We start from the raw sequence: 24,434 nt of genomic DNA on the forward strand, positions 1-24,434 counted from the left end.
GCGCACCAACTCGACCGCATCCCGCCGAAACTCCTGCGTGTACTTCGACGGACGTCCCAACGGGGACACCCCTTCCTCTGGACTCAAGATCCAGTCTCAGGGTGTCCACACCTCCGGGGGAAGCCCATCCCGCTGTGCCGAGCCTTCATTGACGACGTGCGTCAGGCGGCGGAGCTGTTGTGTGGAGTTCAGGCGCGGTTCTCGCCGTAGCTCGACACGGGAGAAATACACAGCCGGTCGTTGTCCACAGCCCGCCTCCGCGCCTGGGCCCGAATGGGCAAGCTGGCGCAATGCGGATTCCGAAGCCGGCGGTCGGTGAATACGAGCGGTTGCACTTCATGCAGTGTGGCGTGCTGACGAGTGCGCAGGCGGTTGACCATCTCGGCCGGGGCGTCGTCCGGGGTCATGTCCGGCTGGGGCGCTGGCGTCAACTGTGCCGCGGCGTACTCCTGACCCACAACGGCCGGATGGAGCGCGACCAGCAACTGTGGGTGGCCGTGCTGACGGCCGGGCCAGGTGCACTACTCGCCGGCTCGACGGCCATGGTGGAAGGTGGCGTATCCGGTGTGCGAGACACCACCCTGCACGTGCTCATCCCTGCGCGGCGCAGCCGTACCGACCGGCTCCCGGTACTGCCGTCCGACATGCCGCCCGTTCGAGTGCACCGCAGCCGTGTGCTGCCCGACGACCATCGGCAGGCCGGGAGTCCGCCACGGACCACGATGCCCCGGGCGGTGATCGACGCGGCGGCGTGGGCGCGAGGCGCCGACCAGGCCCGGACGGTGATCGCCGCAGCCTGTCAACAGCGGCGTGTGACGGCCGCCCAGGTACTCGAGGCGCTGACGGTGACGCCGACGGTTCGGCGCCGGGCACTGATCCGGTCGACGCTCGCCGACATCGAGGGCGGAGCGGAGGCACTCTCCGAGATCGACTTTGTGGGACTCTGCCGGCGGCACCGGCTGCCCGCACCGAACCTGCAGGAGCGGCGCCGCGATGCCGACGGCCGGATCCGCTACCTGGACGTCTACTGGAAACCGTGGCGGCTGCTTGCCGAGATCGACGGCGCTCACCACATGGATCCTGAGCACTGGGCTGCGGACATGCTCCGGCAGAACGAGGTGTGGATCCGCGGTGACCGCATCCTCCGCTTTCCGGCGTGGCTGATTCGTGCCCGCCCGGAACGAGTCGCCGCCCAGCTCTCCGCGGCGTTCCGAGCCGCTGGATGGGAGGGGTGAGCTCGTGCGCCATCCGATCCTCCGGTCAGCGCGACAGGGCGGCGTCCACCGCTTCCTCCGGCGTGGTCGCGTCGAGGATGCCGGGAACCGGAGCGCCGTCCGTGTCGGTGACGCGCCAGCCGGCGAGGGACACCACGGGTACGCCGCCGCGCATGGCCAGCGCCACCTCGCTGAGCGTGCCCCAGGAGCCGCCTACCGTGATCACCGCGTCGGCGCTCTGCACGATGATCGCGTTACGTGCCTCGCCCATGCCGGTGATCACGGCGGCGGACAGGCCCGGCGCCGCGCCTTCGGCCGACCGGCCCGGCAGCACACCGATCACCGTGCCTCCCGCGGCGCGGGCGCCGGCAGCCGCCGCGGCCATCACGCCGCCGCCACCACCGCAGATCACCACGGCGCCGCGCCGGGCGAGCAGTTCGCCGACCCGCCGCGCGTCGGCCGCCACCCCGTCCGCACACGACGACGGCCCGCACACCGCAACCTGCACCGCCCGCCCACCAACCAGAACCGCCTCGGTCGGCCGCATCGGCTCTGCCTCGGTCGGCTGCGCCGGCTCTGCCTCGGTCGGCTGCGTCGGAGCGGGACCGGTCGGCTGCGCCGGTGCGGGACCGGGCGGCTGCGCCGGCACGGTCTCAGCCGAGCGTCGTGTGCGGGCGCAGATGGGTGATCAGCCAGTCGACCGTCTCCCGCAGGTACTCGGCGCGGGACGAGCGGTGCAGCAGTTCGTGTCCCTCGTCGGCGAACAGCAGGTACCGGTGTTCGACGCCCCGGTCCCGCAGCGCCTTCACCACCTGTTCCGCCTCGATCACCGGCACGTTGCTGTCGTTCTCGCCGTGCACCACCAGCAGCGGTGTGCGCAGCCGGTCGATGTGGGTCAGCGGGGACAGGTCGTGCAGCAGGTCGGCGTCGGTGGCCGGGTCGCCGTACTTGGAGACCGCGGCGGAGGCGATCCACGGCTCGGTGTGCTGGTAGAACGTGGCGAAGTTGGACATGCCGCAGACGTCGATGCCGACCGCGAACAGGTCGGGGTACGTGGTGAGCGCGGCCAGGGTGAGGTAGCCGCCGTACGACCGGCCCATGCAGCCGACCCGGGTGGTGTCGGCCAGGCCGGCGGAGACCAGGTACTTCACGCAGGACTCGACGTCGGCGACGGCGGCGTAGCGCAGCGGTCCGTTGTCGGCGTTGACGAAGGTGCGGCCGAAGCCGGAGGAGCCGCGGATGTTCGCGGCGAACACCGCGATGCCCCGGTCGACCAGGGACTGGAACAGCGGGCCGTGCCCGGGGCGTTCCTGCGCTTCCGGGCCGCCGTGGAACCACAGCACCGTGGGGTGCGGGCCGGGGCCGGCGGGCTCGAACCACCAGCCGCTGATCTCCAGGCCGTCGTGGGCGGCGAAGCGGTGCAGGACCGGGTGGACCGCGTCCGGGGCGGCCTCCTCGACCGACACCGGGTGCAGGCCGGACGTGTCGAAGGTCCAGGTGCCGTGCGGCCGGCCGGGACCTTCGGCGGTGAACGTCAGGGTGCTGCCGTCGGCGCTCCAGGCGAGTCCGCTGATCACCGTGGCGGGCAGCGGCACGGGCAGGTGGCCACCGGTGATCAGGTCGAGGACCACCAGTTCGGACATGCCGCCGCGGACGTTCCACAGCACCGCCGCGGTGCCGCCGGTCGGGGTCAGCGCGAAATCCTCCACCTCGTTGCTGTCGGAGGTGGCCAGCACGTCGACCGCGGACCCGGCGACCCGGATCAGGACCGGGAACTCGCCGGCGTCGCTGAGCGCGTACACGGTGCTGCCGTCGGGGCCGAAGACCGCGACCTCGCCGCTGGTGACGTACTCGTCGATCCCGGTCTGCAGATCGCGGACGGCGACGTGCCGGCTGCCGCGCGGGCCGTGCCGGAGCAGCGCGCGGCGGCCGTCGGGGCTGACGTCGAGCAGCGAGATCAGGTCGCCGGTGGTGATCACCGAGCGTTCGCCGGTGACCGCGTCGACGAGAACGGCGTCGGTCAGGTTCTCGGTGACCGCGAGCAACGGCCGGCCGGGCAGCCAGCGCACGTTGTCGGCGGTGTCGGCGCCGAAGCCGGCCACCTGGTGCAGCCCGGAGCCGTCCGGGCGGACCAGCCACACCTCGTGCCGGGGTGCGCCGCCGGGGGCGAGCAGGCAGGCGAGCCAGCCGCCCCCGGTGGACCACTGCACCTCCATGACCGGGTGAACGCCGGTGTCGACGAGGAACGTCAGGTCGCTGCCGACCGGACGCACCCACACCTTCGGCGTGCCGCTGCGGTCGGAGACGTACGCGGCGTGCCGGCCGTCCGGCGACAGTGCCGGCGACCAGCTCCCGGACACCTCCGAGGCGAGGTCACCCGTATCCGGATTCGTCCAGCCCATCGGCAGTACGGTGGCGTCGACACGGTTGAACTGGCCGGTCATACGGGTCCTCCTTCGCGTCTAGATCCCCTTGTCCTGCAGCCACATCTCGAGCAGGGCGAGCTGCCACAGCTGATTCGCGCCCAGGGTGGTCCGTGGAGTATTCGGGTCGGCGAGAAGCGCGTCAATGTACTCCGGGCGGAACAGTCCACGGGCCTGGGCGGCGGGTGCCTTCAGCGCGTCGCGTACCCGATCCAGCATCTCTCCTTCCAGGTGCCGGATGGCCGGGACCGGGAAGTAGCCCTTGGTGCGATCGATCACCTCGTCCGGCACCACCCCGCGGGCGGCGTCCTTGAGCACACCCTTGCCGCCCTGGGCGAGCTTCAGCTCGGGCGGGCAGGCCGCCGCCAGCTCCACCAGCTCGTGATCGAGGAACGGCACCCGCGCCTCCAGTCCCCAGGCCATGGTCATGTTGTCGACCCGTTTCACCGGATCGTCGACCAGCATGACCTGGGAGTCCAGGCGCAACGCCGCGTCCACGCTGGTGGTGGCGCCGGGCCGGGCGAAGCTCGCGGCCACGAACTCGCGGCTCACGTCCGCGTCGAGCAGCCATTCCGGGTTGAGCTGGCGGGCCAGGTCGGCGTGCGGACGGTCGAAGAATTCGCGGGCGTACGCGTCCACGGCCCGGTCGCGCGGCACGTCGGCGAGCGGCGGGTACCAGCTGTAGCCGGCCAGGATCTCGTCCGCGCCCTGGCCCGACTGCACCACCTTGACGTGCTGCGACACGTCCTCGCTGAGCAGGTTGAACGCCACGCAGTCGTGGCTGACCATGGGTTCGCTCATGGCCGACACGGTGCGGGCCACCGCGGGCAGGAAGCGTTCCCTGCCGATCCGGATCTGGTGGTGCGCGGTGTCGAACTGCTTGGCGATGATGTCGGAGTACGCGAACTCGTCGCCCTCCTCGCCGGCCGCCGCCTCGAAGCCGATGCTGAACGTGGTGAGCCCGCGCTGCCCCTGCTCGGCCAGCAACGCCACGATGAGGCTGGAGTCCAGGCCGCCGGAGAGCAGCACGCCGACCGGCACGTCGGCGACCATCCGGCGTTCCACCGCGGTCCGCAGGGCCTGCCCGACGGCGTGCGCCCACTCGTCGCGGGACATGTCCCGGGTCCGGGTGTGGTCGGCCTCCCAGTAGACCGTGTCCCGGGACGTGCCGTCCGGGCGGATCACCCGCACGGTGGCGGGTGGCAGCTTGCGGATGCCGGAGAGGATGGTCCGCGGGGCCGGCACCACCGAGTGGAACGTCATGTAGTGCTGCAGCGCGACCCGGTCGAGCGAGGTGTCCACGTCACCGGCGGCGAGCAGGGCCGGCAGCGTCGAGGCGAACCGCAGGCGGCCGGGGGACGACGCCAGGTACATCGGCTTGATGCCGAGCCGGTCCCGGGCCAGCATCACGGTGCCGGAGCCGTGCTCGACGATGGCGAACGCGAACATGCCGAGGAAGTGCTGGACGCAGTCGGCGCCCCAGCGGTGGTACGCCTTGAGGATCACCTCGGTGTCGGAGGTGGAGAAGAACCGGTAGCCGCTCTGTTCGAGGGTGGAGCGCAGCTGCCGGTAGTTGTAGATGCAGCCGTTGAAGACCAGGGTGAGGCCGAGTTCGTCGTCGGTCATCGGCTGGCCGCCCGCCTCGGACAGGTCGATGATCTTCAGGCGCCGGTGGCCGAGGGCGACCGGCCCGCGCTCCCAGAGGCCCTCGCCGTCCGGGCCGCGCGACTCGAGGCACGGCAGCATCCGGCGGACCGCGTCGCCGTCCGCCGCCTGGCCGTCGAACCTCAGTTCGCCGCCGATTCCACACATGTCCGAACCTCCTTGGGGGCGGTCGGGAGCACACCCAAGGGGGTCCAGGGTGTGCGTCCCGTGTTGCGGATCTGTATCCGGGTGGTAACGCTCTTAGCCGAGAAGCCACGTGTCCTTGGAACCGCCGCCGCGCGACGAATTGACGATCATGCTGCCGGCCGGCGCCACCCGGGTCAGGGCGGCCGGCGCGACCACCGACTCGCGGCCGGTGAAGATGAACGCCCGCAGGTCGACGTGGCGCGGCGCGAGCTGGTGGCCGTCGAACACCGGGTGGGTGGACAGGTCCACCACCTCCTGGGCGACCCAGCGGTGCGGCGCGGTCCGGATCTGCCGCCGGACCGCGTCCAGGTCGTCCGCGGTCGCGTGCGGTCCGATCACGATCCGGTCGCCGCCGTACCCGTCGACCGGTTTGCAGACCAGCTGGTCCAGCCGGTCGAGCACCTCGGCCCGCTGGTCGGGGATCCCGCAGAGGTACGTCGGCACGTCGGCGAGCAGCGGTTTCTCGCCGAGGTAGTACTCGATCAGCTTGGGCACGTAGGCGTACACGGCCTTGTCGTCACCGATCCCGTTGCCCAGCGCGTTCGCCAGCACCACGGTGTCGGCGTGCAGCGCGGCCACCAGGCTGGGCCCCAGCGGCATGCCGTCCGCGCCGGGGGAGTGCACCAGGCTGTCCTCACCCATCCGCAGGTAGATGACGTCCACCCGGTGCTTCTTGCCGTGCTGGATGCGGTGCACCACGCCGTCGTCCACGAGCAGCTCGGTGCTGCGGACCAGCGGGACGTCCATCTCCTCGGCCAGCATCCGGTGCTCGAACCACGCCGAGTCGTCCGGTCCCTGACTGAGCACCACCACGGCCGGGTCGTCACCGGCCGCGGGGCTGGCCGCGTCCAGCAGCGCCCGCTTCAGCAGCGCCGGCGTGTTCTCCACGCTCAGCAGGTTCTCCGGGAACGGCAGCTCGGGCAGCACCGCCTCGGTGAGCCGCCGGTTCTGCATGGCGTACCCGATGCCGCTGGGTACCCGCAGGTTGTCCTCCAGCACGCACCACCGGCCGGCGCCGTCGCGCACCAGGTCGACGCCGGCCACCTGGGCCCGCACTCCCGGCCGGGACACCAGGGCGCCGCTGGGCCGCAGCTCGGGAGAGCCGTCGATGACCCAGTCCGGGATCACCCCGTCCTTCACCACCAGCCGGTCGCCGTACACGTCGCCGACGAACGCGTCGAGCGCGCGGACCCGCTGCACCAGGCCGGTGCACAGCTGCTGCCAGTCGTCGGCCGGCACGATCCGGGGCACCAGATCGAACGGGAACAGCCGGGTGGCCGCCTCGCCCGCCACGCTGAACGTGATGCCGCGGGCCCGCTGCTCCTCGTCCCGGGCGTCCTCGCGGCGCCGCAGCCCGGCCGAACCCAGGGCGGACAGGACCTGGACGATCCCGGAGTACGCCGGTTCCACGTCGCCGCCCGGGAACGCCTCGTCACCGGGGGCCGCGTACGGGGTGAGCCCGGCCGGTACGGTCCGGCCCTCCGGCCCGATCCCGGTGGCGCCGCCGCGGGTGTCCGCCACCAGCAGGTCGACCACGTCGGAGATCCGTCCGCGGCGGGTCAGGGCGCGACGCTGCCGGGACGCCGAGCTGCCCCGGCTCAGCGCCTGCACGGACAGGTCGAACACCTGCTCCCAGTCGCCCAGCTCCTCCAGGTACGGTCGCAGGTCGCCGACCAGGCGCTCCACGGCCACCGCGGCGGGCACCGGCGCCGGGGAGTGCGGCAGGTCGAGCAGTTCGCCCTCGAGTCCGGAGCGGGCCGCCCGCCACATCGCCGCCCGGTGCAACGGCGGGCGGGTGCGCTCGATCGGGGCGCCGGCCCGGTGCTCGTCGCGGGCCCGCAGCACCAGACCCCGGAACAGCCCGGCGAGCAGCACCACGGTGTCGACGTCCGGGCAGGCGTCGGTGACGCGCAGCTCGACCGTGGGCAGGTGCGCGGACGGGCGGACGTCGAAGTAGACCATCTTGGGGTCGGTGATGGTGCCGGACGCGATCAGGTCGGCCACCAGCGCGTCGTGGTCGGCGGCGGAGGTCACCACGCCGCTGTCGCCGGCGGTGGGCCAGCGCATCCAGACCAGGGAACGGACGCTGGCGTACCCGGAGTCCTCCCCCATCCAGAACGGCGAGCTGGTGGAGAGCGCGAGCAGCACCGGCAAGGCCGGCGCCACCCGCTGGGCGACCGACACGGCCTCGTCGCGGTCGGCGATGCCGACGTGCACCTGCGCGCCGCAGATCAGCTGCTCACGCGCCAGAAGCTGATATTCGTCCAGCATCCGCCGGTAGCGCGAGGTGGGCGTCACCGGCAGCGTGTCAAGATCCACCAGGGGTACGGTGCCGGCCGCGACCAGTCCCAGCCCGAGCGACTCGGCGACCGCGATGGCCCGGCGGCGGAGCGCCACGATGCCGTCGCGCAGCCCGTCCAGCGTGGCCGAGACCGGGGTGTTCGTCTCCACCACGGAACGGTGCAGCTCCGCGGAGAAGTGGTCGTCGTCGAGCTGGTCGAGCACGTCCGGTGCGCGCGGCACCAGCTCCCGGGTCTTCAGGTCGACGACGTGCAGCTCCTCCTCGACGCCGAGAGTGAGGTCGGTGGCGTTGCCGGTGGTCTCCTTCCCCTCGTCCGCCGTTGCCTTCAGTGACTCCGTCATGAGACCGCCTATGTCGTCGTCCGTCGCGTGAAGCCCTACGGCGGAGCCTCGCCATTCCATGTGCCAGGCATGTGACGTGCCCATTTCGACTGGTCGCCGAACCTCGGGGCCTGGATGTCACACCCTTCGTCCATGATCGCACTGATTTCCGTACAGACCGTGATCGATATGTGAACCCAAAGCTATTCTTGCAGCTCATGGCGTTGTAGCCTCCCGTCCCATGACCGACGAACCCCGGCTTGCCCGCCGCGCGATGCTGACCCTGGCCGCGCTGGCCACGGTGCCCGCCGCGTGTTCCCGTCCGGCCCCGGCGCCCGCGCCGCCCGCGGCCCTGCCGGCGGCCGGACCGGTCGGCACCGGCCTGCCCGTCCCAGCATCCCCGTCCGCCGGGCCCTCCGTGGCGGCTTCTCCGTCCGCGTCCGCCTCGGCCACCCCGTCCGCCACCAGCGGCGCCCCGAAGCCGCGGCGCACCCCGACCGGCGGCCGCGGCGGCCCGGTACCGGCCACCGGGCAGGTGATGCTCGGTTCGTACCTCGATCTGGGTGGCCGGACGCTGCGCCAGAGCCTGGCCTTGCGCCGCGGTCAGCTGGGCCGCGACCAGCGCATCCTGCACCTGTTCCAGGCCTGGGCGGAACGGATGCCGACCGCGGTCCCGGAGGTCGGCAAGGGGCGGCTGATGATCTCCTGGCACGGCGTGAAGTACGCCGGCATCACCAACGGCTCGCAGGACGCGCGGATCGCGTCCGCGGCGCGCCGGCTCGCCGGCTACGGCAGGCCGACGCTGCTGCGCTGGGCCTGGGAGATGAACGGCGACTGGTTAGAGTGGGGCGGCGCCAACAACGGCCGGAACCCGTCGGCGTACGTCAAGGCGTACCGCCGGATCCACCGGATCTTCACCGACGAGGGCGCCGACAACGTGGCGTTCGTGTGGAGCCCGAACTGGAACTCCGGCCCGGACGCCGGGTGGAACCGGATGGAGCGCTACTACCCCGGCGACGAGTACGTCGACTGGGTGGGCGTGTCCGGCTACAACTTCTACCAGGAGTCACCGGCCACGCTGTTCCGGCACGTGGTCGGGGAGTACGGCAAACGCAAGCCGATCATCATCGCCGAGACCGCGGCGATCGAGCACGGCGGGCGCAGCAAGGCCGACTGGATCGGCAAACTGTCCGGGTACGTGCGGAAGACCCCGGCGATCGGTGCGGTGGTCTGGTTCGACACCGATGTGCAGCACGACAGCGAGCACAACTTCCGGTTCGACAGCACGGCGGCGTCGTTGGCGGCCTACCGGGAGATGGCGCGCAGCGCCCGCTTCTCCGGCTGACCGGAATCCGGCGCCGGCCGGTCACCGCAACGAGGCGAAGAACGCGCGCACGTCCGCGACGAACAGCTCCGGCTCCTCCAGCGCCGCGAAGTGCCCGCCGCGCCCCGCCACCTCGGTCCACCGCACAATCGTGTGTGCCTGCTCGGCGTACCGGCGGATGGCCACGTCGTGCGCCAGGACCAGCACCGCGGTCGGTACCGGCGTCCGGGCGGGTGCCGGTCCGAAGCCGGCGCCCTGGTGGTAGCCGACGTACGCGGCCGTGCCGGCGGTGCCGGTGAGCCAGTAGATCGTCGCGTTCGTCAGCAGCACGTCGCGGTCCAGGATGCGGTCCGGGTCGGTGGCGCGCGGGTACGTCCACTCCCGGAACTTGTCCATGATCCAGGCGAGCTGGCCGACCGGCGAGTCCACCAGCCCGTACGCCAGGGTCTGCGGCCGGGTGGACTGGATCGAGATGTAGCCGAACTCCTCGCGCAGGAACGCCTCGATCCGGCGTACCCGGTCGCGTTCCGCATCGGTCAGTGCGGCGAGTTCGGCGTCCGTCAGCGGCGGCTGCGCCATCGGGCCCGGGTCACCGTTCACGTGTACGCCGACCACCCGGTCCGGCGCCACCCGGCCGAGTTGCGGTGCCACCCCGGCGCCGATGTCGCCGCCCTGGGCGCCGTACCGGTGGTAGCCGAGCCGGCGCATCAGCTCCGCCCAGGTGCGCGCCACCCGGTCGGCGTCCCAGCCGGCGTCGGCGACCGGTCCGGAGAAGCCGAACCCGGGCAGCGACGGTACGACCAGGTGGAAGTCCGCGGACAGCGGTTCCAGCACGTCGAGGAACTCGGCGACCGAGCCGGGCCAGCCGTGGGTGAGGATCAGCGGCAGCGCGTCGGGGCGTGTCGAGCGTACGTGCAGGAAGTGGATCCTCTGCCCGTCGATCTCCGTGGTGAACTGCGGGAAGTGGTTGAGCCGGCGCTCCGCCGCCCGCCAGTCGTACCCTGTGCGCCAGTGGTCGACCAGGCCGCGCAGCCAGCCGACCGGTACGCCGGTGTCCCAGCCGTCGCCGGGCAGCGGGGGCGGCCAGTTCGTGGCGTCGAGGCGGCGACGCAGGTCGTCCAGCCGCTCCTGGGGGATGTCGATGCGGAACTCGTCGATGGTGGTCATCCGGCCACCCTAGGAACGCTTGCGGTCAGCTTCCGTCCGCAATTTTGCCCGCTTTCACGGCGGTTGGCCCCGTCGCCCGTGCGCGGCTGATCGTGTCGTGGCGCAGAGGCGCGCTGCGTGCCACAACTCAACACGCCGCCGTCGCCTGGGTGCGGCGTGGGGAGTTGTGGTGCGGTGGGTGCCCGGAATCCACACGCGCGGCGCCGCCGGAACTAGGCGTGGGGAGTTGTGGTGCGGTGGGTGCCCCGAATCCACACGCGCGGTGCCGCCGGATCTGGGCGTGGGGAGTTGCGGTGCGGTGGGTGCCCGGAATCCACACGCGCGGTGCCGCCGGAACTGGGCGTGGGGAGTTGCGGTGCGGTGGAACGCCACCGTCGTTATCCGACCCGGGTAACGACGCCGGTGTGCCACTGGAGCGCTCCAGTGGCACACCGGCGCGCGGCGTCACTCGCGGTTGATGGTGAACGTGGACGTGGTGTTCTCGATGTCGCGCCAGTTGTTGGACAGGCGCAGGTTGCGGAACGTCGCCGAACCGACCGCCGGCCCCTGGCCCCGCTCCGGCAACGGGTTCACCCAGATGCCGAAGCCGGACTTGGCGTCGAACTCGTCGCCGCTCTTCTGCGCCCCGGTGATCGACACGTTGGTGAAGATTGTGTCCTTGACCGGGTTCTCCGGGCGGCCCTGGTCGTCGTACTTGGTCTGGAACATGATGCCGGAGTAGGTCGGGTCGACGATGTCGACGTTGCTCACCCGGATGCCCTGGAACACCTTGGACGCCGAGAACACCCAGATCGCCGGGAACGTCTGCGCGCCCCAGAAGTGGCCGCCGGCGCGGACGATCGAGATGTTGTCGAAGACCGTGGGCGGGTCGGCGCCGAAGCCGTTCATCGGGTACCCGAAGTCCAGCGAGCTGATCGTGATGCCGGAGTAGACCAGCGTGTCCGCGATGTAGATGTTGCGGAAGGTGTTGGCGTAACCGCCGTACACCGCGATGCCGGCGGCCCGCCAGGTCAGCGTGCTGGTCAGGTTCTCGTACACGTTGTTGATCTCGTCGGCGCCGCCCGCGTCGATCGCCGAGAACAGCGCGAAGCTGTCGTCACCGGTGGCCCGGGCGTCGTTGTTGCTGACCAGGTTGTCGGTGCTGCCGTTGGTCATGTTGACGCCGTCGGCGAACGTGTTGCGGATGCGCGAGTTCTTGATCACCATGCGGTCGGTGTTCGCGCCCCAGTACAGGCAGACCGTGTGCTCGGCCCAGATGTTGTCGATCGTCATGTTGGCGACGTTGGCCAGGTCGAACACCTTGCCCGGTCCGTCCTGGCGGATGGTGTAGTTGCCGAAGAACGCGAAGTTCCGGAACGCCGACCCGTTCGCCGTCGCGTCGGCCCGGAACCCGGCGTCCGTCTCGGACTGGTTCTGCGGCGTGGAGAACCGGGTGTACCAGGGCCCGGCGCCGACCACCTGCAGCGCCTTGCCGTACACCTGGAACTTGTTCGACGTCTGGTAGTCGCCGGGCGGCAGATAGACGCCCACCTTGCTCGCGTCCATCCGGGCCGCGTCCAGCGCGGCCTGCACCGACTGCTGGTCGAAGCCGGCCGGCACCACGTACGTCGCCGGGTTCGGGTTGGCGATCGGTGCCACCTGCTCGGTGTTGACGAAGTCGACCGCGATCGGCCCGGTGTTCGCGGCGTCCTTCTGCAGCCGGATGGTGCTGCCGGCGGCGACCGTGCCGGCCAGCATGATGTTCGCCTCGTCGTAGATGTGCCGGGGCCCGGTGCCGGAGTTCTGCGGGCTCGACTCGCTGCCGTACAGCCAGGCGAACCGGGAGGTCAGCGGCAGCGTCCGGTTCAGTGTGCCGTTGACGTACACGTTGATCGAACTGTTCGTGCCGTCCGGTATGGAGAACCGGGCGACCAGCGTGTTGGTGCTGGCCTTGGTGGTCCACTGGACGTACGCGCCGGTCGAGTTCAGCGTGACGGCCCGGCGGCCGGACGCCTCCCCGGCCAGGTCGCCGACCTTGCGGTTGGGGCCGACCACCTGGGCGCCGCCGCCGGTCTGACCGTCCTCGGCCTCGTAGGAGTCGTACGGCATGTTGGCGCCCCGGCCCACGAAGAACGACCGCTCGCTGGTGTTGTTGGCCTGCTTCACCGGCAGTTCATTGCCGTCCGCCGCGATCGCCACCCGGACCGTGTACCGGCCGTTCGCCGCGGTCCAGGTGCCCAGGTTGAGCGCCGGCGAGGACGCGCCCGGGGCCAGTGCGCCGGTGTACGCGGCGGTCAGCGTGCGTACCGTGGCGCCGGTGTCGCTGAGCAGGGTGAGCGTGACGCCGTGCGAGCCGCCCGCGGTGGCCTGCGTGCCCTGGTTCTTCAGGGTCGCCGAGAACGTGACGGTGTTGCCGGCGGCCGGGTTGCTCGGCGACCAGGTGACCGCGGACGCGATCAGGTCGCTGCTGGCGACCGGCGCCACCACCAGGTCGGGCGCGTTGGTGTACTCGTTGTTGGCGTCGTTCTGTTCGATCACGGTGCCCGCCTCGTCGACCACGGCGCGCAACGGGTACGTACCCGCGTTGCGGGTGCCGATGGTCGTGCTGACCGTGGCGGTCGCGCCGGCCGCGAGCGCACCCACGTTCGCGGTGCCGGCCTTCGTCGTACCCAGGTAGAAGGCGACGGCGGAGGCGGGGCTGCCGGCGGTGCCGGCGTTGCGGACGGTGGCCGACAGGGTGATCGCGTCGGTCTCGACCGGTGCGGCCGGCGTGGCCGACAGGGACGTGACGGTGAGGTCCGGGTTCGCCGCCGGGGTGCCGATCACCTGGAACTCCGCGACCTGCCCGGCGGGCGCGCCGGTGTTCGCGGTGAAGTGCAGCCGGATGTCCGCGGCGGTGGCGGCGACCGGGACGGTCACCGTGTTGCCGGACGCGGGACTGAACGCGTACGTGGACGGGCCGGCCAGCGTGGCGAACGCGGACCCGCTCTGGTCCCGGCCGAGGACCGAGAACGTCTGGGTACGCGGACCCCAGGCGCTGTCCGGGTTCAGCTTCACCACCACCGACTGCAGCGTGGCGTTGGCGCCGAGCCGCACGGTCAGGTCGGCCGGGTGCCCGCCGCCCTCCCAGTAGGTGGCGGTGTTGTTGTCGTTGGCGTTGGCCGCGACGAACGTGAAGACCGTCGACGACGCCTCGATCGGCTTGCCGGCCGCGAGGTTCTCGCCGGAGCCGACCGGCGGATCGGGGTCGCCGCCGTCCGGGCCGTACACCTCCACTTCGGACAGCTGCGCGGCCGGCCAGCCGGTGTTGCCGGTGACGGTCAATCGCAGATGGCGGGTGGTGGCGGCGGGGAGGTCGACGGTGACGGTGTTGCCGGAGGACGGGTTGAAGGTGTATCCGGCGGCGGCCTTCAGCGTGGTGAACGCGGATCCGGTGGTGCTGCCCTGCACGGTCACCGTCTGGGTCCGGGTCTGCCAGTCCGCCGCCGGGGGCAGCTTCAGCACGACCCGGTCGACGTCGACCGCGGCGCCGAGGTCGACCTGCAGCCACTGCGGGAACGCGTTGTTGGTGCTCTCCCAGTAGGTGCCGGGGTTGCCGTCGCCGGCGTTGCCGGGCCGGTAGGTGTCGGTGTGGCTGCTGGCGGTGAACGGGCGACCGGCGGCGAGGTTCGGGTCGGCGGCCAGGGCCGATGCGGCGGTGGCGGGGGCGTGCAGGGCGGCGGCGGCGACGGCGATCGTCGCGAGCAGCCGTCTGAATCTGGACATGGTGGAGCGCACCTTCTTCCGTGGAGGTGTGTGCGGCCGGATCAGGAGGCGTGGACCTCGAACTCGGCGACCTGGCCGGCCGGCCAGCCGGTGTTGCCGGTGAACTGCAGCCGCAGGTGACGCTGCGACGTGGCGCCGAACGTGACGGTGGCGGTGTTCCCGGAGGCCGGATCGAACGTGTAGCCGGCGCTCGGCTTGACCGTGCCGAACGTGCTGCCGTCCGTGCTGCCCAGCACGGACAGCGTCTGGGTGCGGGTCTGCCACGCGGCGGCCGGCGGCAGCTTCAGCACCACCCGCGAGACGGACCGGCTCTCACCCAGATCGACGGTGAGCGACTGGGGGAACGCGCGGTTGGCGCTCTCCCAGTAGCTGTTCGCGTCGCCGTCGACCGCGTTGGCCGGCCGGTACACGTCGGTCTGGCTGGTCGCGGTGACCGGCCGGCCGGCCGCCAGGTTCGGAGTCGGTACGGGCGGGGTGGTGGTGGGCGGCGGCGTAGTCGGTGGCGTACCGCCGTCATGGTTCCACTGCGGCGCTGGCCACGGCCCGCAGTCCGGCGTGTCGGTGTACCAGCCGGTGTTGTTTCCGGTACGGGTGATCTGGAAGCCGGAGCCGACGCAGTTGTGGATCGGGTTGGACTGGGCGATGCCGCTGGCCCGGACGTTGTCGAAGGTGACCCGGCTGGGCGCCTGCACCTGCAGCGCGTACGTGCCGGCGCCCTGGATGGTGACGTTGCGGAGGTTGATGCCGGTGGTCTGTCCCTCGATCCAGTGCAGCGCAGCGTACGAGCTGTCCAGGATGTCGGTGTCGGTGATGTTGATCGTCGGGTTGTCCCACGGCCCGTTCAGCGCGGAGAACCAGATCGCCCCGACGCCGAAGTTCCAGTTGTAGTCGGAGTTGCCGGCCCGGATCAGGGTGTTGCGGGCGATCGTCCAGGTGCCGGAGACGCCGGTGGCGCCGTTCACCCCGGGATACCGGTTCGCCACGTGGATGCCGCCGCCGTTGGTCAGCGAGTCGGCCACCACGTTGTCGCTGATCGTGATGTCCCGCCCGCCGTAGCTGACCAGATGGTTGGCGAGCAGCGTGACGCCGATCGTGTTGTGGGTGAACGAGTTGTTCACGTTGGGCACGTCCTGGGCCCACATGGCCAGCGCGTCGTCGCCGGTGTTGCGGACGAACGTGTTGGTGACCGTGGAGTTGGTGACACCGGTGTGGAAGTTCACGCCGTCCGCGGTCTGGTCCAGGATCCGGCTGTTGCGGATGGTGAACCGGTCCATCGGCCCGTCCATCCAGGCGCCGACCTTGGTGTGCTGCATCCAGACGTTGTCGATGGTGGAGTTGGACATGGCCCCGCCGAACGCGTTGACCTGGTCGTCGTCGACCCGTTCGCGGATGTCGCCGATGATCGCGAGGTCGCGGACCACGACGTTCTGGGACGGCCCGCCCTCGTTGACGTACTTGCCGTAGAGGCCCACCGCCTGGTTGCGCTGGGTAGGGTGACGGCCGCCGAGGACCGTGTACCAGGGCCCGGCGCCCTGCACCGTGACCCGGTCCACGATCACGTGGCTCCACAGCGTGTACCGGCCCGGCGGCAGGTAGACGCCGCGGCCCTGGGTGCGGCCGGCGTCGACCGCGGCCTGCAGGCGTGCGGTGGAGTCGGTCGCCCCGGTGGCGTCGACGCCGAAGTCCTCCACCGCGTCCAGGAAACCGGCGGGCTTGGCGATCGGGTTGGCGACCAGTTCGAAGTCGGCCAGGTCGATGGTGAACGTGGGGGACTGTGCGGTGGAGGAGACCTGGATCCGGACCTTCGTGCCGGCCGGGTACGTGGCGCCGAACATGGTCCGGGCCTCGTCGTAGAAGTGGTGCGGGTTGGTGTCGCGCGGGTTGTTGTTGAACGGGTATCCGCCGTAGTACCAGCCGTACTTGGAGGTGACCGGGACGGCCCGGACCTCGCTGCCGACCCGGACGTCGAGGCTCGCGTCCCGGCCGGTGCCGTCCGGGGAGTCCGGGATGCTGTACCGGAACGTCACCGCGTTGGCCGGCCTGGTCAGCGTGAACTCGACGTACTCGCCGGCCGCGTCGAGCGTGACCGCCTCCCGGCCGGACGCCTCGGCGGGCAACTGGCCGTAGAACCGGGTCGGCCCGATCTTCGTACCGGTGTGCGGGGCTTCTTCGGCCTCGTGCTCGACGAACGGCACGGTGGCGCCGCGCCCGACGATGTCGAAGGGTGACAGACCGGCGGCGTCGGCGGGCGCCGCCGCGATCCAGAGGGTGGTGGCGATGAGCGCACCGCCGGCGAGGACGGCCAGCGGTTTTCTGTGGACGGCCATGGGGATCCCTTCTCAGGTGGCCTTCCCCCCGGGGGAGCTACTGTCCGCGTGCCGGTAGGCGCAGCCACACGGCGGTGTCCGGGGGGAGGCGGACGCCGTCGAGCGGACCACTGGCGAGCAGGCAGGAATCGTGGTCCGGCAGCGCCACGGCGGCGCCGGACATGTTGACCACGCAGGCGAAGTCCGGCCCACGGGTGTACGCCAGGACGCCGGGCGCCGCGTCGGCCCACGTCATCGCGCCGGCGTGCAGGCCGGGTTCGGCGCGCCGCATCCGGATCGCCGCCCGGTACAGCTCCAGCATCGAGCTGGGGTCGCCGGTCTGCGCCTGCACCGTGCGGTCCTTCCACTCGGCCGGCTGCGGTAGCCACGGTTCGGCGGTGGAGAACTCGAACGGCGGGGCGTCGCCGCTCCACGGCAGCGGCACCCGGCAGCCGTCCCGGGTGTGCCCGCGGCGGGCGTACATCGGGTCCTGGATCTGGTCCGCCGCGATGTTCTCGTTCTCCCAGAGGCCCAGTTCCTCGCCCTGGTAGACGTAGGCGGCGCCGGGCAGCGACAGCGACAGCAGCGCGGCCGCCCGGGCCCGCCGGGTGCCCTGTTCCAGGTCGACCGGGGTGCCGTCGAGGTTGTTGTCGAAGCTGAACGTGGTGTCCGCCCGGCCGTACCGGGTGACGTGCCGGGTGACGTCGTGGTTGGACAGCACCCAGGTGGGCGGCGCGCCGACCGCGGCGTGGGCGTCCAGGGTGCGGTCGATGCAGGCGCGCATCTTCCCGGCCTCCCAGGCGCAGCCGAGGAAGTCGAAGTTGAACGCCGCGTGCAGCTCGTCCGGGCGCAGGTAGTGGGCGAACCGTTCGGCGTCGGGCAGCCACACCTCGCCGATCAGCGCGCGGTCGCCGGGATAGGTGTCGCTGATCCGCCGCCACGCCCGGTACACCTCGTGCACCTCGTCGAGGTCGTGGAACGGATGCGGCCGTCCCTCGGTCACGGGCGGCAGGGTGGGGTCCTTGCAGAGCAGCGCGGCGGAGTCGATCCGGACGCCGTCGACGCCGCGGTCCAGCCAGAACCGCAGGATGTCCTCGAACTCGGCGCGCACCCCCGGGTGGCCCCAGTTCAGGTCGGGCTGTTCCGGGGTGAACAGGTGCAGATACCAGGCACCGTCGGCGGTCCGGGTCCAGGTGGTGCCGCCGAACTCGCCGACCCACGCGGTGGGCATCGTCTCGCCGGGCCGGAACCAGAACAGATCCCGCTCCGGCGCCCGCGGGTCGGCCAGTGCCTTCCGGAACCACGGGTGCGCACTGGAGACGTGGTTCGGGACGATGTCGACGATCATCCGGAGGCCGGCCGCGTGCGCCTCGGTGATCAGCGCCTCCGCCTCGGCCAGCGTGCCGAAGACCGGATCGATGTCCCGGAAGTCGGCGACGTCGTAGCCCGCGTCGGCCATCGGCGACGGGTACCAGGGGCTCATCCAGATGGCGTCCACGCCCAGGTCGGACAGGTGGCCGAGGCGCCGCCGGATGCCGGCGATGTCGCCGATGCCGTCGCCGTCGCCGTCCGCGAAGCTCCGCGGGTACACCTGGTAGATCACCGCGTCGCGCCACCACGGTTGGGATTCAGCCACGATCTCCTGCTTTCTGGGCATGCGGACGGAGCCCGGGACGGGCGGGGACGGGCAAAGGGCGGTCAGCCCTTCATGGCTCCGGCGGACAGGCCGCCGATGATGCTGCGCTGGAAGATCAGGAAAATCACGATCATCGGTACGCTGGCGATCACCAGCCCCGCCATGAAGTCGGTCGGCGGCACCTGACTGGTGTTGGCGAGCCGGCTCAGCGCGACGCTCAGCGTCTGCACCTCCGGGTCCTGCAGCACCAGCAGCGGCCAGAGGAAGTCCTTCCAGATCCCGATGATCGCGAAGATCGACACCACGCCGAGCACCGGCCGGGACAGCGGGAGCACCACCGACCGGAGGATCCGCAGCCGCCCGGCCCCGTCGATCGCGGCCGCGTCGAGCAGGTCGTTCGGGATCTGGTCGAAGAAGCGCTTGAGGACGTACACGTTGAACGCGTTCGCCGCGGCCGGCAGCCACAGCGCCCACGGGGTGTCGATCAGGTTCCAGCCGAAGATCGGCACGTCGGCCACCGTCAGGTACGCCGGGACCAGCAGCGCCGCCGCCGGCAACATGAGGCTGGCCAGCATCGCGGCCAGGACCACCCGGCCGAACACCGGCTTCAGCTTGGACAGCGCGTACGCGACCGCCACGTCCAGGATCAGCTGGATGAGCCAGCCGCCGAGCGCGTAGTAGACGGTGTTGAGGAAGAACCTGCCGATCCGCATCGACGTCCACGCGGTCGTGTAGTTCTCCGGGTGGAACGACTCCGGGACGATCGTCGGCACGTTCTGGGCGAACTCGACCGGCGTCTTCAGCGCGCTGGTGGCCATCCAGTACAGCGGATAGAGGAACGCGGCGGTGAACACCAGCATGGTGCCGGCGACCGCCACGACGTAGGCGGTCCGGTGCCGGTTCAGATCCACCGCGGAGACGAGGGTACGGACGCCGCCGGGGGTGCCGCGGCGGCGCGGGCGGCGGCCGGGCGGCGCGGCGGCCGCCTCGGTACGCGCCGGGGGTGGTGGTGCGGTCAGCGTCATTGCTTGCCTCCGTCAGTCCGCGGACCGGGTCAGGCGCAGGTACAGCGCGGAGAACGCGCCCAGCACCACGAAGAGCAGCACGCTCATCGCCGCGGCCAGGCCGAAGTCGTTGTTGACGGTGAACGCGTACCGGTAGATCAGCACCATCACGGTGACGGTGTCCGGACTGGACGTGCCGGTCAGCAGGAACGGTTCGACGAACACCTGCATGGTCGCGATGATCTGCAGCAGGAGCAGCACCAGCATGATGAAGCGCATCTGCGGGACGGTGACGTGCCGCAACCGTTGCCAGATGCCGGCGCCGTCCAGTTCCGCCGCCTCGTACAGGTCGCCCGGGATGCCCTGCAGCGCGGCCAGGTACATCAGCGTGGCGCCGCCCATGTTGGCCCAGGTGGAGACCAGGACCAGCGAGATCATCGCGGTGCTCGACGACTGGGTCCACTGCGAGGTGGGCAGGCCCACGCTGCTGAGGACCGTGTTGAACAGGCCGTTGCCGGGGTCGTAGAACGAACGCCAGAGCAGCACGCTGACCACCGGCGGCAGCATCACCGGCAGGTAGACCAGCACCCGGAAGAAACCGGTCAGGTGCCGGAACTCGTTGAGCAGCACGGCGATCACGAACGGCAGCGCGAAGCCGAACACCAGCGCCAGGCCGGTGAACAGCACGGTGTTCTTCCAGGCCGTCCAGAACAGCGGATCGTCGAAGACGGCCCGGTAGTTGTCCAGTCCGACCCAGTACGGCGGCACCACGAAGTTGTCCTGCTGGAAGCTCAGGATCACGCCCTTGGCGAGCGGGTACCAGGAGAACAGCGCGAAGCAGAACAGGCCGCCGGCCATGAACGCGTACGCCAGCAGGTTGTCGCCGATCCTCCGCCGCAGGCGGGCCGTGCGCGCCTCGCGCACCGCTACCGCCGGGATGACCGCCATCGGGGTGTTCCTCTCGGTCCGGGCCGGTCGCCGGCCGGTGGGCCGGCGACCGGGCCGCCTGCTACTTGACGTTCGCGAGGATCGAGTTGACCTGGGTCTCGGCGTCGGTGAGGAGCTTGTTCACGTCGGCGTTGCGGTCGGTGAGCACCTTCTGCATCGCCACGTCGAGCACGGCGTAGATCTGCTGCGCGTTCGGCGGCTCGAGCTTGACCGGGATCTTGCCCATGCCCGCCACGAACGGTGCGTAGTTCTGCTGCGGCACGTTGGCGTACTGCTTGTCGGCCGCGGCCTGCTTCTGGGCCGACGCTCCGGTGTAGATGGCCGGTTCCGGCAGGCCCACCGGCTGCTTGGTGCTGTCGGCCCACTGGTTCTCTTCGGCGATCTTGTCGGGTGAGGTGAACCAGAACGTCAGCCACTTGAGCCCGGCCACGATCTTCTCCCGGCTGAGACCGGCCTTGAACAGGTAGCCCTCGCCGCCGCCCAGCGTGCCCTGGCCGTCCGGGATCGGGCCCAGCCCGTACGTCTTGTAGTCGCCCTTGTACTGGTTGACGATCGTCGGGATGTTGTCGGCGGTCGCCACGTACATGCCGAGCTTGCCGGAACCCATCATCCGCAGCAGGTCGGCCCACTCGAGCAGCTGGCGCTGACCCATCGAGTCGTCCGTCCAGCGCATGTCCTTGAGCTGCTGCAGCACCTTGCGGCCCTGGTCGTTGTTGAACGCCGCCTTCCAGGTGCCGCCGGCGTTCGTGGCGACCTCGCCGCCGACCGAGTACAGCTCGGCGGTGAAGTGCCAGCCCCCGGTGTTGCTCTTGCTGTACTCGCCGTAGCCGACGTGGCCGTCGCCCAGATCGGCGATCTTCTTGGCCGCGGTGCGGACCTCGGCCCAGGTGGCCGGCGGCGCGTCCGGGTCCAGCCCGGCCCTGGTGAACAGCTCGCGGTTGTAGAGCAGGCCCATCGAATAGTTCTTGTACGGCAGCCCGTACGTCCCGCCCTTGTCGTCCTGGAACACCCGCAGCACCTCGGGCTTGATCTCCGCGGTCACCGGGAAATCCTTGAGGTACTTGCTGATGTCGCTGACCTGCCGCTTGGCGATCAGGCTGGCCGGGTCGGTGAAGTAGACGTAGAAGACGTCCTCCAGCTGACCGCCGGCGAGCTTGGCCGGGAAGGTCTGCGGGTCCATCTTGCCCTCGCGAGCCTCGATGTTGATGGTCGGGTTCGCCTTCTCGAACGCCGCGACGTTCGCCAGGAAGCGGTCGTGGTTCGCCTTCTCGGTGGCCGGCGGCAACCCGTTCACGATCAGCGTGACCGGGCCGCCCGCGGCCGGGGTGTCGTCGCCGTCGTCTCCGCAGGCGGCCGAGGAGAGCCCGAGGCCCGCGACCAGCAGCACTCCGAGGGCGCTGCGCAGCCTTCTTCTAAACATGGGGACGCCCTTCTCGAGCGGCTCGAGGTTATGTTTCGTGGCGATGACGATACAAAGACAAACTAGAGCGCGCAAGAAGTGAACTTGTTAGAGAAAAAAGTCGACGGATGTGGTGCCCGGCACACAGGAAGGGGCGGACCGCCCGGCCCGCCCCTTCGAGAACGATGAATGTGCTGGTCAGCCCGCCCGGACCGGAGCGGTCGAGCCGCGCACCACGAGTTCCGGCTCGAACAGCAGCTCGTCGGGGCGCACGCCGCTGCCCTCGATCTGGTTCACCAGCAGGTCCACCGCCGCCTGGCCCATCATCTCGATGGGCTGCCGCACCGTGGTCAACGGCGGGTCGGTGCAGGTCATCAGCGCCGAGTCGTCGTAGCCCACCACCGAGACGTCCCGCGGGACGTCCCGGCCCAGCCGCCGCGCGGCCCGGATCGACCCGAGGGCCAGCACGTCGCTGGCGCAGATCAGGCCGGTCACCCCGCGCTCGATCAGCCGGGTCGCGGCCAGCCGCGCGCTCTCCATCGAGAAGCTGGTGCGCTCCACCAGCCACTCGTCGTCCGCCGTCCAGCCCGCGAACCGGGCCACCGCGGACAGCTTGCGCCGGGACGGCACGTGGTCCTCCGGCCCCAGCACCATGCCGATCCGCTCGTGCCCGAGCGAGCGCAGATGCCCGTACGCCTGCTCCACCGCGACCGCGTCGTCGGTGGAGATGTGCGGGAAGCCCAGCCCGTCCACGCCGGCGTTCACCATGACCACCGGCATCCGGCGGTCCAGCAGCTGGCGGTAGTGCCCGTGCTCCGCCTCGGCCAGCGCGTACGACCCGCCGGCGAAGACCACTCCGGACACCTGGTGGTCCAGCAGCATCTCGATGTAGTCGCGCTCCGGCACGCCGCCGATGGTGCGCGCGCACAACGCCGGCGTGAAACCGCGCTGGGCCAGCGACGCCGTCACCACCTCGGCCAGGGCCGGGAAGATCGGGTTCTGCAGCTCCGGCAGCACCAGGCCGACCAGCCGGCCGCGCTCACCGCGCAGCTTGGTGGGCCGCTCGTAGCCCAGCACGTCGAGCGCGGTCAGGACGGACGCCCGGGTGGACTCGGAGACGCCGCTCCGCCCGTTCAGCACCCGGCTGACGGTCGCCTCACTGACACCGGCTTTCTTGGCCACCTCGGCCAGACGCTTAGTCACGGCGTAATCCTACGTCAGCATCCTGCAAAACTTGAACCGCTGCTTGCGCTCGCTTGCAGTTTCCTGCGGCTGACCGTGAAACGGCACGCGGCACCACCACCGGGTGCGATGTTGATGCCGGGGAAAGGGGTGCGGGATGACCGATTACGTGGAGTACGGCGCCGACCAGGCCGACCAGCAGGAAGCCGCCCGGCGGCTGGCCGAGGTCAGCACGGACATGGCCACGGCGACGCGGCAGGCGGTCACCGCCGCGCAGACCGCGGTCGAAGTGATCCAGCGGCTGGAGACCAGCAGCACCGAGATCGGCAAGGTGGTGCAACTGATCGCCAGCATCGCCAGTCAGACCAACCTGCTGGCCCTGAACGCCACCATCGAGGCCGCCCGGGCCGGCGAGGCCGGGCGCGGGTTCGCCGTGGTGGCCAGCGAGGTCAAGGACCTGGCGAACGAGACCGCGGTCGCCACCAACGAGATCGGCGGTCAGGTCGGCGGCATCCGCGCCGACACCCAGAACGCGGTCGCCGCCATCGACGAGATGCGCACCCTGATCGAGGAACTGGACCGGTGCCAGCGGGTGATCTCCGAGGTCGTGACCGTGCAGCAGCGGGCCTGACCCGACCCCGGGGAGAGTCCCATGCCGGAAGCCTGGCGGCCCGGCGGCACCCCGACATTCCCCGGGCGGCGCAATCCGGCGTACGCCGGGGAGCGTAGTCGGCCAGAATGGCACCATGGCCCGACGCAGCACCCGCCGCCCCGCCGCCGTGGACACCGACCGTTGCCCGTGCGGACTCGGGACGGCGTACTCCGAATGTTGCGGCCCGGCCCACGCCGGCCGTGCGCCGGCGACGGCCGAGGCGCTGATGCGCTCGCGCTACAGCGCCTTCGTCCGGGACGACGCCGCCTACGTGCTGAATTCGTGGCACCCGGACACCCGCCCCGCCGACGTCGAGCCGGACCCGAATCTGCGCTGGGTCGGGCTGGACGTGCTGCGCTCGTCCGGCGGCGGCCTGTTCGACGCCGAGGGAACGGTCGAGTTCCGCGCCCACTACCGCGACCACGGCCGCCCAGGCGAAATGCACGAACAAAGCCGCTTCCTTCGCCACAACGGCACCTGGGTCTACTGGGGCCCCGTCCTCCCACCCCGCTAACTCCCGCCCGTCCGCCGATCTTGGAGTTGTGGTGGGGACGAAAGCCGCGTCTCACCCGGCAACTCGGGCACCACTACTCCAAGGTCGACGAGTGGGTGGCGGCCCACCGCGGCCTGCGCGGCACCGGGGACTGTGGCGAGCCCTGGACAGGGGGGATCACCGGCGCGCTGCGGCCGGTAGGCGGTTGTTGGCCGTAGATCTTGGAGCCTGAGCCGTGGATCTTGGAGCCTGAGGGCAGATCTTGGAGCCTGAGGGCAGATCTTGGAGCCTGAGGGCAGATCTTGGAGGGCGAGGCGATTCTTGGAGCGACATGGCCCCCAGGGCGAACTCAACTGGTGGTTGCAACACCGACTAGCTCAGCCATTTTTGCAGCTGGGTTGGCCCAGCCCAAGGTCATGCGGGGTCTTCCGTTGAGTTCGTCGGCGACGTGGTCGAGCCCGGCCTGGTC

At 70.8% G+C, this 24,434-nt stretch carries 16 protein-coding genes and 1 pseudogene; 4 read left to right on the forward strand and 13 right to left on the reverse strand.

Going from position 1 to position 24,434, the window contains the following annotated elements; all coding sequences use genetic code 11:
• The first annotated feature begins 734 nt into the window (after nucleotides 1-734).
• The gene (locus LDL48_RS42020; RefSeq protein ID WP_225260795.1) at nucleotides 735-1,235 is read left to right on the forward strand and encodes a putative endonuclease domain-containing protein; all 501 of its coding nucleotides are present in this window, start codon (nucleotides 735-737) and stop codon (nucleotides 1,233-1,235) included.
• A gap of 25 nt (nucleotides 1,236-1,260) precedes the next feature.
• On the opposite strand, the gene LDL48_RS42025 is transcribed toward LDL48_RS42020, so the two are convergent.
• The 4 genes from LDL48_RS42025 to LDL48_RS42040 form a co-directional block, all read right to left on the reverse strand.
• Complete coding sequence (locus LDL48_RS42025; protein WP_225260796.1) at nucleotides 1,261-1,761, reverse strand: TIGR00725 family protein; 501 nt, start codon at nucleotides 1,759-1,761, stop codon at nucleotides 1,261-1,263.
• Between the two features lie 106 nt (nucleotides 1,762-1,867).
• Nucleotides 1,868-3,658 carry a S9 family peptidase gene (locus LDL48_RS42030; RefSeq protein WP_225260797.1) on the reverse strand — a complete coding sequence of 597 codons (1,791 nt, stop codon included), beginning with the start codon at nucleotides 3,656-3,658 and terminating at the stop codon, nucleotides 1,868-1,870.
• Between the two features lie 18 nt (nucleotides 3,659-3,676).
• The gene (locus LDL48_RS42035; RefSeq protein ID WP_225260798.1) at nucleotides 3,677-5,449 is read right to left on the reverse strand and encodes an N-acetylglutaminylglutamine amidotransferase; all 1,773 of its coding nucleotides are present in this window, start codon (nucleotides 5,447-5,449) and stop codon (nucleotides 3,677-3,679) included.
• A gap of 93 nt (nucleotides 5,450-5,542) precedes the next feature.
• Nucleotides 5,543-8,131, reverse strand: a complete 2,589-nt coding sequence (locus LDL48_RS42040) for a glutamate--cysteine ligase (protein ID WP_225260799.1) — start codon at nucleotides 8,129-8,131, stop codon at nucleotides 5,543-5,545.
• A gap of 220 nt (nucleotides 8,132-8,351) precedes the next feature.
• Here LDL48_RS42040 and LDL48_RS42045 point away from each other — a divergent pair, with 220 nt between their 5' ends.
• Nucleotides 8,352-9,455: a glycoside hydrolase family 26 protein gene (locus LDL48_RS42045; protein ID WP_225260800.1), complete on the forward strand. Its 1,104-nt coding sequence runs from the start codon at nucleotides 8,352-8,354 to the stop codon at nucleotides 9,453-9,455.
• A 21-nt stretch (nucleotides 9,456-9,476) separates the two neighbouring features.
• On the opposite strand, the gene LDL48_RS42050 is transcribed toward LDL48_RS42045, so the two are convergent.
• From LDL48_RS42050 to LDL48_RS42085, 8 genes are all read right to left on the reverse strand, one after another.
• Complete coding sequence (locus tag LDL48_RS42050; protein ID WP_225260801.1) at nucleotides 9,477-10,601, reverse strand: epoxide hydrolase family protein; 1,125 nt, start codon at nucleotides 10,599-10,601, stop codon at nucleotides 9,477-9,479.
• Between the two features lie 444 nt (nucleotides 10,602-11,045).
• Entirely contained in the window at nucleotides 11,046-14,345 is a 3,300-nt protein-coding gene (locus tag LDL48_RS42055; protein WP_225260802.1) for a discoidin domain-containing protein, read from the reverse strand.
• A 41-nt stretch (nucleotides 14,346-14,386) separates the two neighbouring features.
• Nucleotides 14,387-16,672, reverse strand: a complete 2,286-nt coding sequence (locus LDL48_RS42060) for a galactose-binding domain-containing protein (RefSeq protein ID WP_225260803.1) — start codon at nucleotides 16,670-16,672, stop codon at nucleotides 14,387-14,389.
• A gap of 37 nt (nucleotides 16,673-16,709) precedes the next feature.
• Complete coding sequence (locus tag LDL48_RS42065; RefSeq protein ID WP_372472326.1) at nucleotides 16,710-18,287, reverse strand: glycoside hydrolase family 13 protein; 1,578 nt, start codon at nucleotides 18,285-18,287, stop codon at nucleotides 16,710-16,712.
• Nucleotides 18,288-18,349: 62 nt separating this feature from the next.
• A complete protein-coding gene (locus LDL48_RS42070) occupies nucleotides 18,350-19,312 on the reverse strand; it encodes a carbohydrate ABC transporter permease (protein ID WP_225260805.1) in 963 nt (320 codons plus the stop codon).
• A gap of 12 nt (nucleotides 19,313-19,324) precedes the next feature.
• Complete coding sequence (locus tag LDL48_RS42075; RefSeq protein WP_225260806.1) at nucleotides 19,325-20,239, reverse strand: carbohydrate ABC transporter permease; 915 nt, start codon at nucleotides 20,237-20,239, stop codon at nucleotides 19,325-19,327.
• A gap of 61 nt (nucleotides 20,240-20,300) precedes the next feature.
• Complete coding sequence (locus LDL48_RS42080) at nucleotides 20,301-21,659, reverse strand: ABC transporter substrate-binding protein (protein ID WP_225260807.1); 1,359 nt, start codon at nucleotides 21,657-21,659, stop codon at nucleotides 20,301-20,303.
• A 177-nt stretch (nucleotides 21,660-21,836) separates the two neighbouring features.
• The gene (locus LDL48_RS42085) at nucleotides 21,837-22,841 is read right to left on the reverse strand and encodes a LacI family DNA-binding transcriptional regulator (protein WP_225260808.1); all 1,005 of its coding nucleotides are present in this window, start codon (nucleotides 22,839-22,841) and stop codon (nucleotides 21,837-21,839) included.
• 136 nt (nucleotides 22,842-22,977) lie between these two features.
• Between LDL48_RS42085 and LDL48_RS42090 the strand changes: the two genes are divergently transcribed.
• Together LDL48_RS42090 and LDL48_RS42095 are read left to right on the forward strand one after the other, a co-directional pair.
• Nucleotides 22,978-23,451, forward strand: coding sequence for a methyl-accepting chemotaxis protein (locus LDL48_RS42090; RefSeq protein ID WP_272493148.1), 474 nt, complete (start codon nucleotides 22,978-22,980; stop codon nucleotides 23,449-23,451).
• Nucleotides 23,452-23,566: 115 nt separating this feature from the next.
• Nucleotides 23,567-23,986 (forward strand): YchJ family protein, encoded by a 420-nt coding sequence (locus LDL48_RS42095; protein ID WP_225260809.1) that lies wholly within the window; start codon nucleotides 23,567-23,569, stop codon nucleotides 23,984-23,986.
• Nucleotides 23,987-24,314: 328 nt separating this feature from the next.
• Here the strand turns inward: LDL48_RS42095 and LDL48_RS45310 are convergent.
• Nucleotides 24,315-24,434, reverse strand: a pseudogene (locus tag LDL48_RS45310) (IS30 family transposase); the annotation flags it as partial.

The organism is Jidongwangia harbinensis (assembly GCF_020216025.1).
Classification (GTDB): Bacteria; Actinomycetota; Actinomycetes; order Mycobacteriales; family Micromonosporaceae; genus Actinoplanes; species Actinoplanes harbinensis.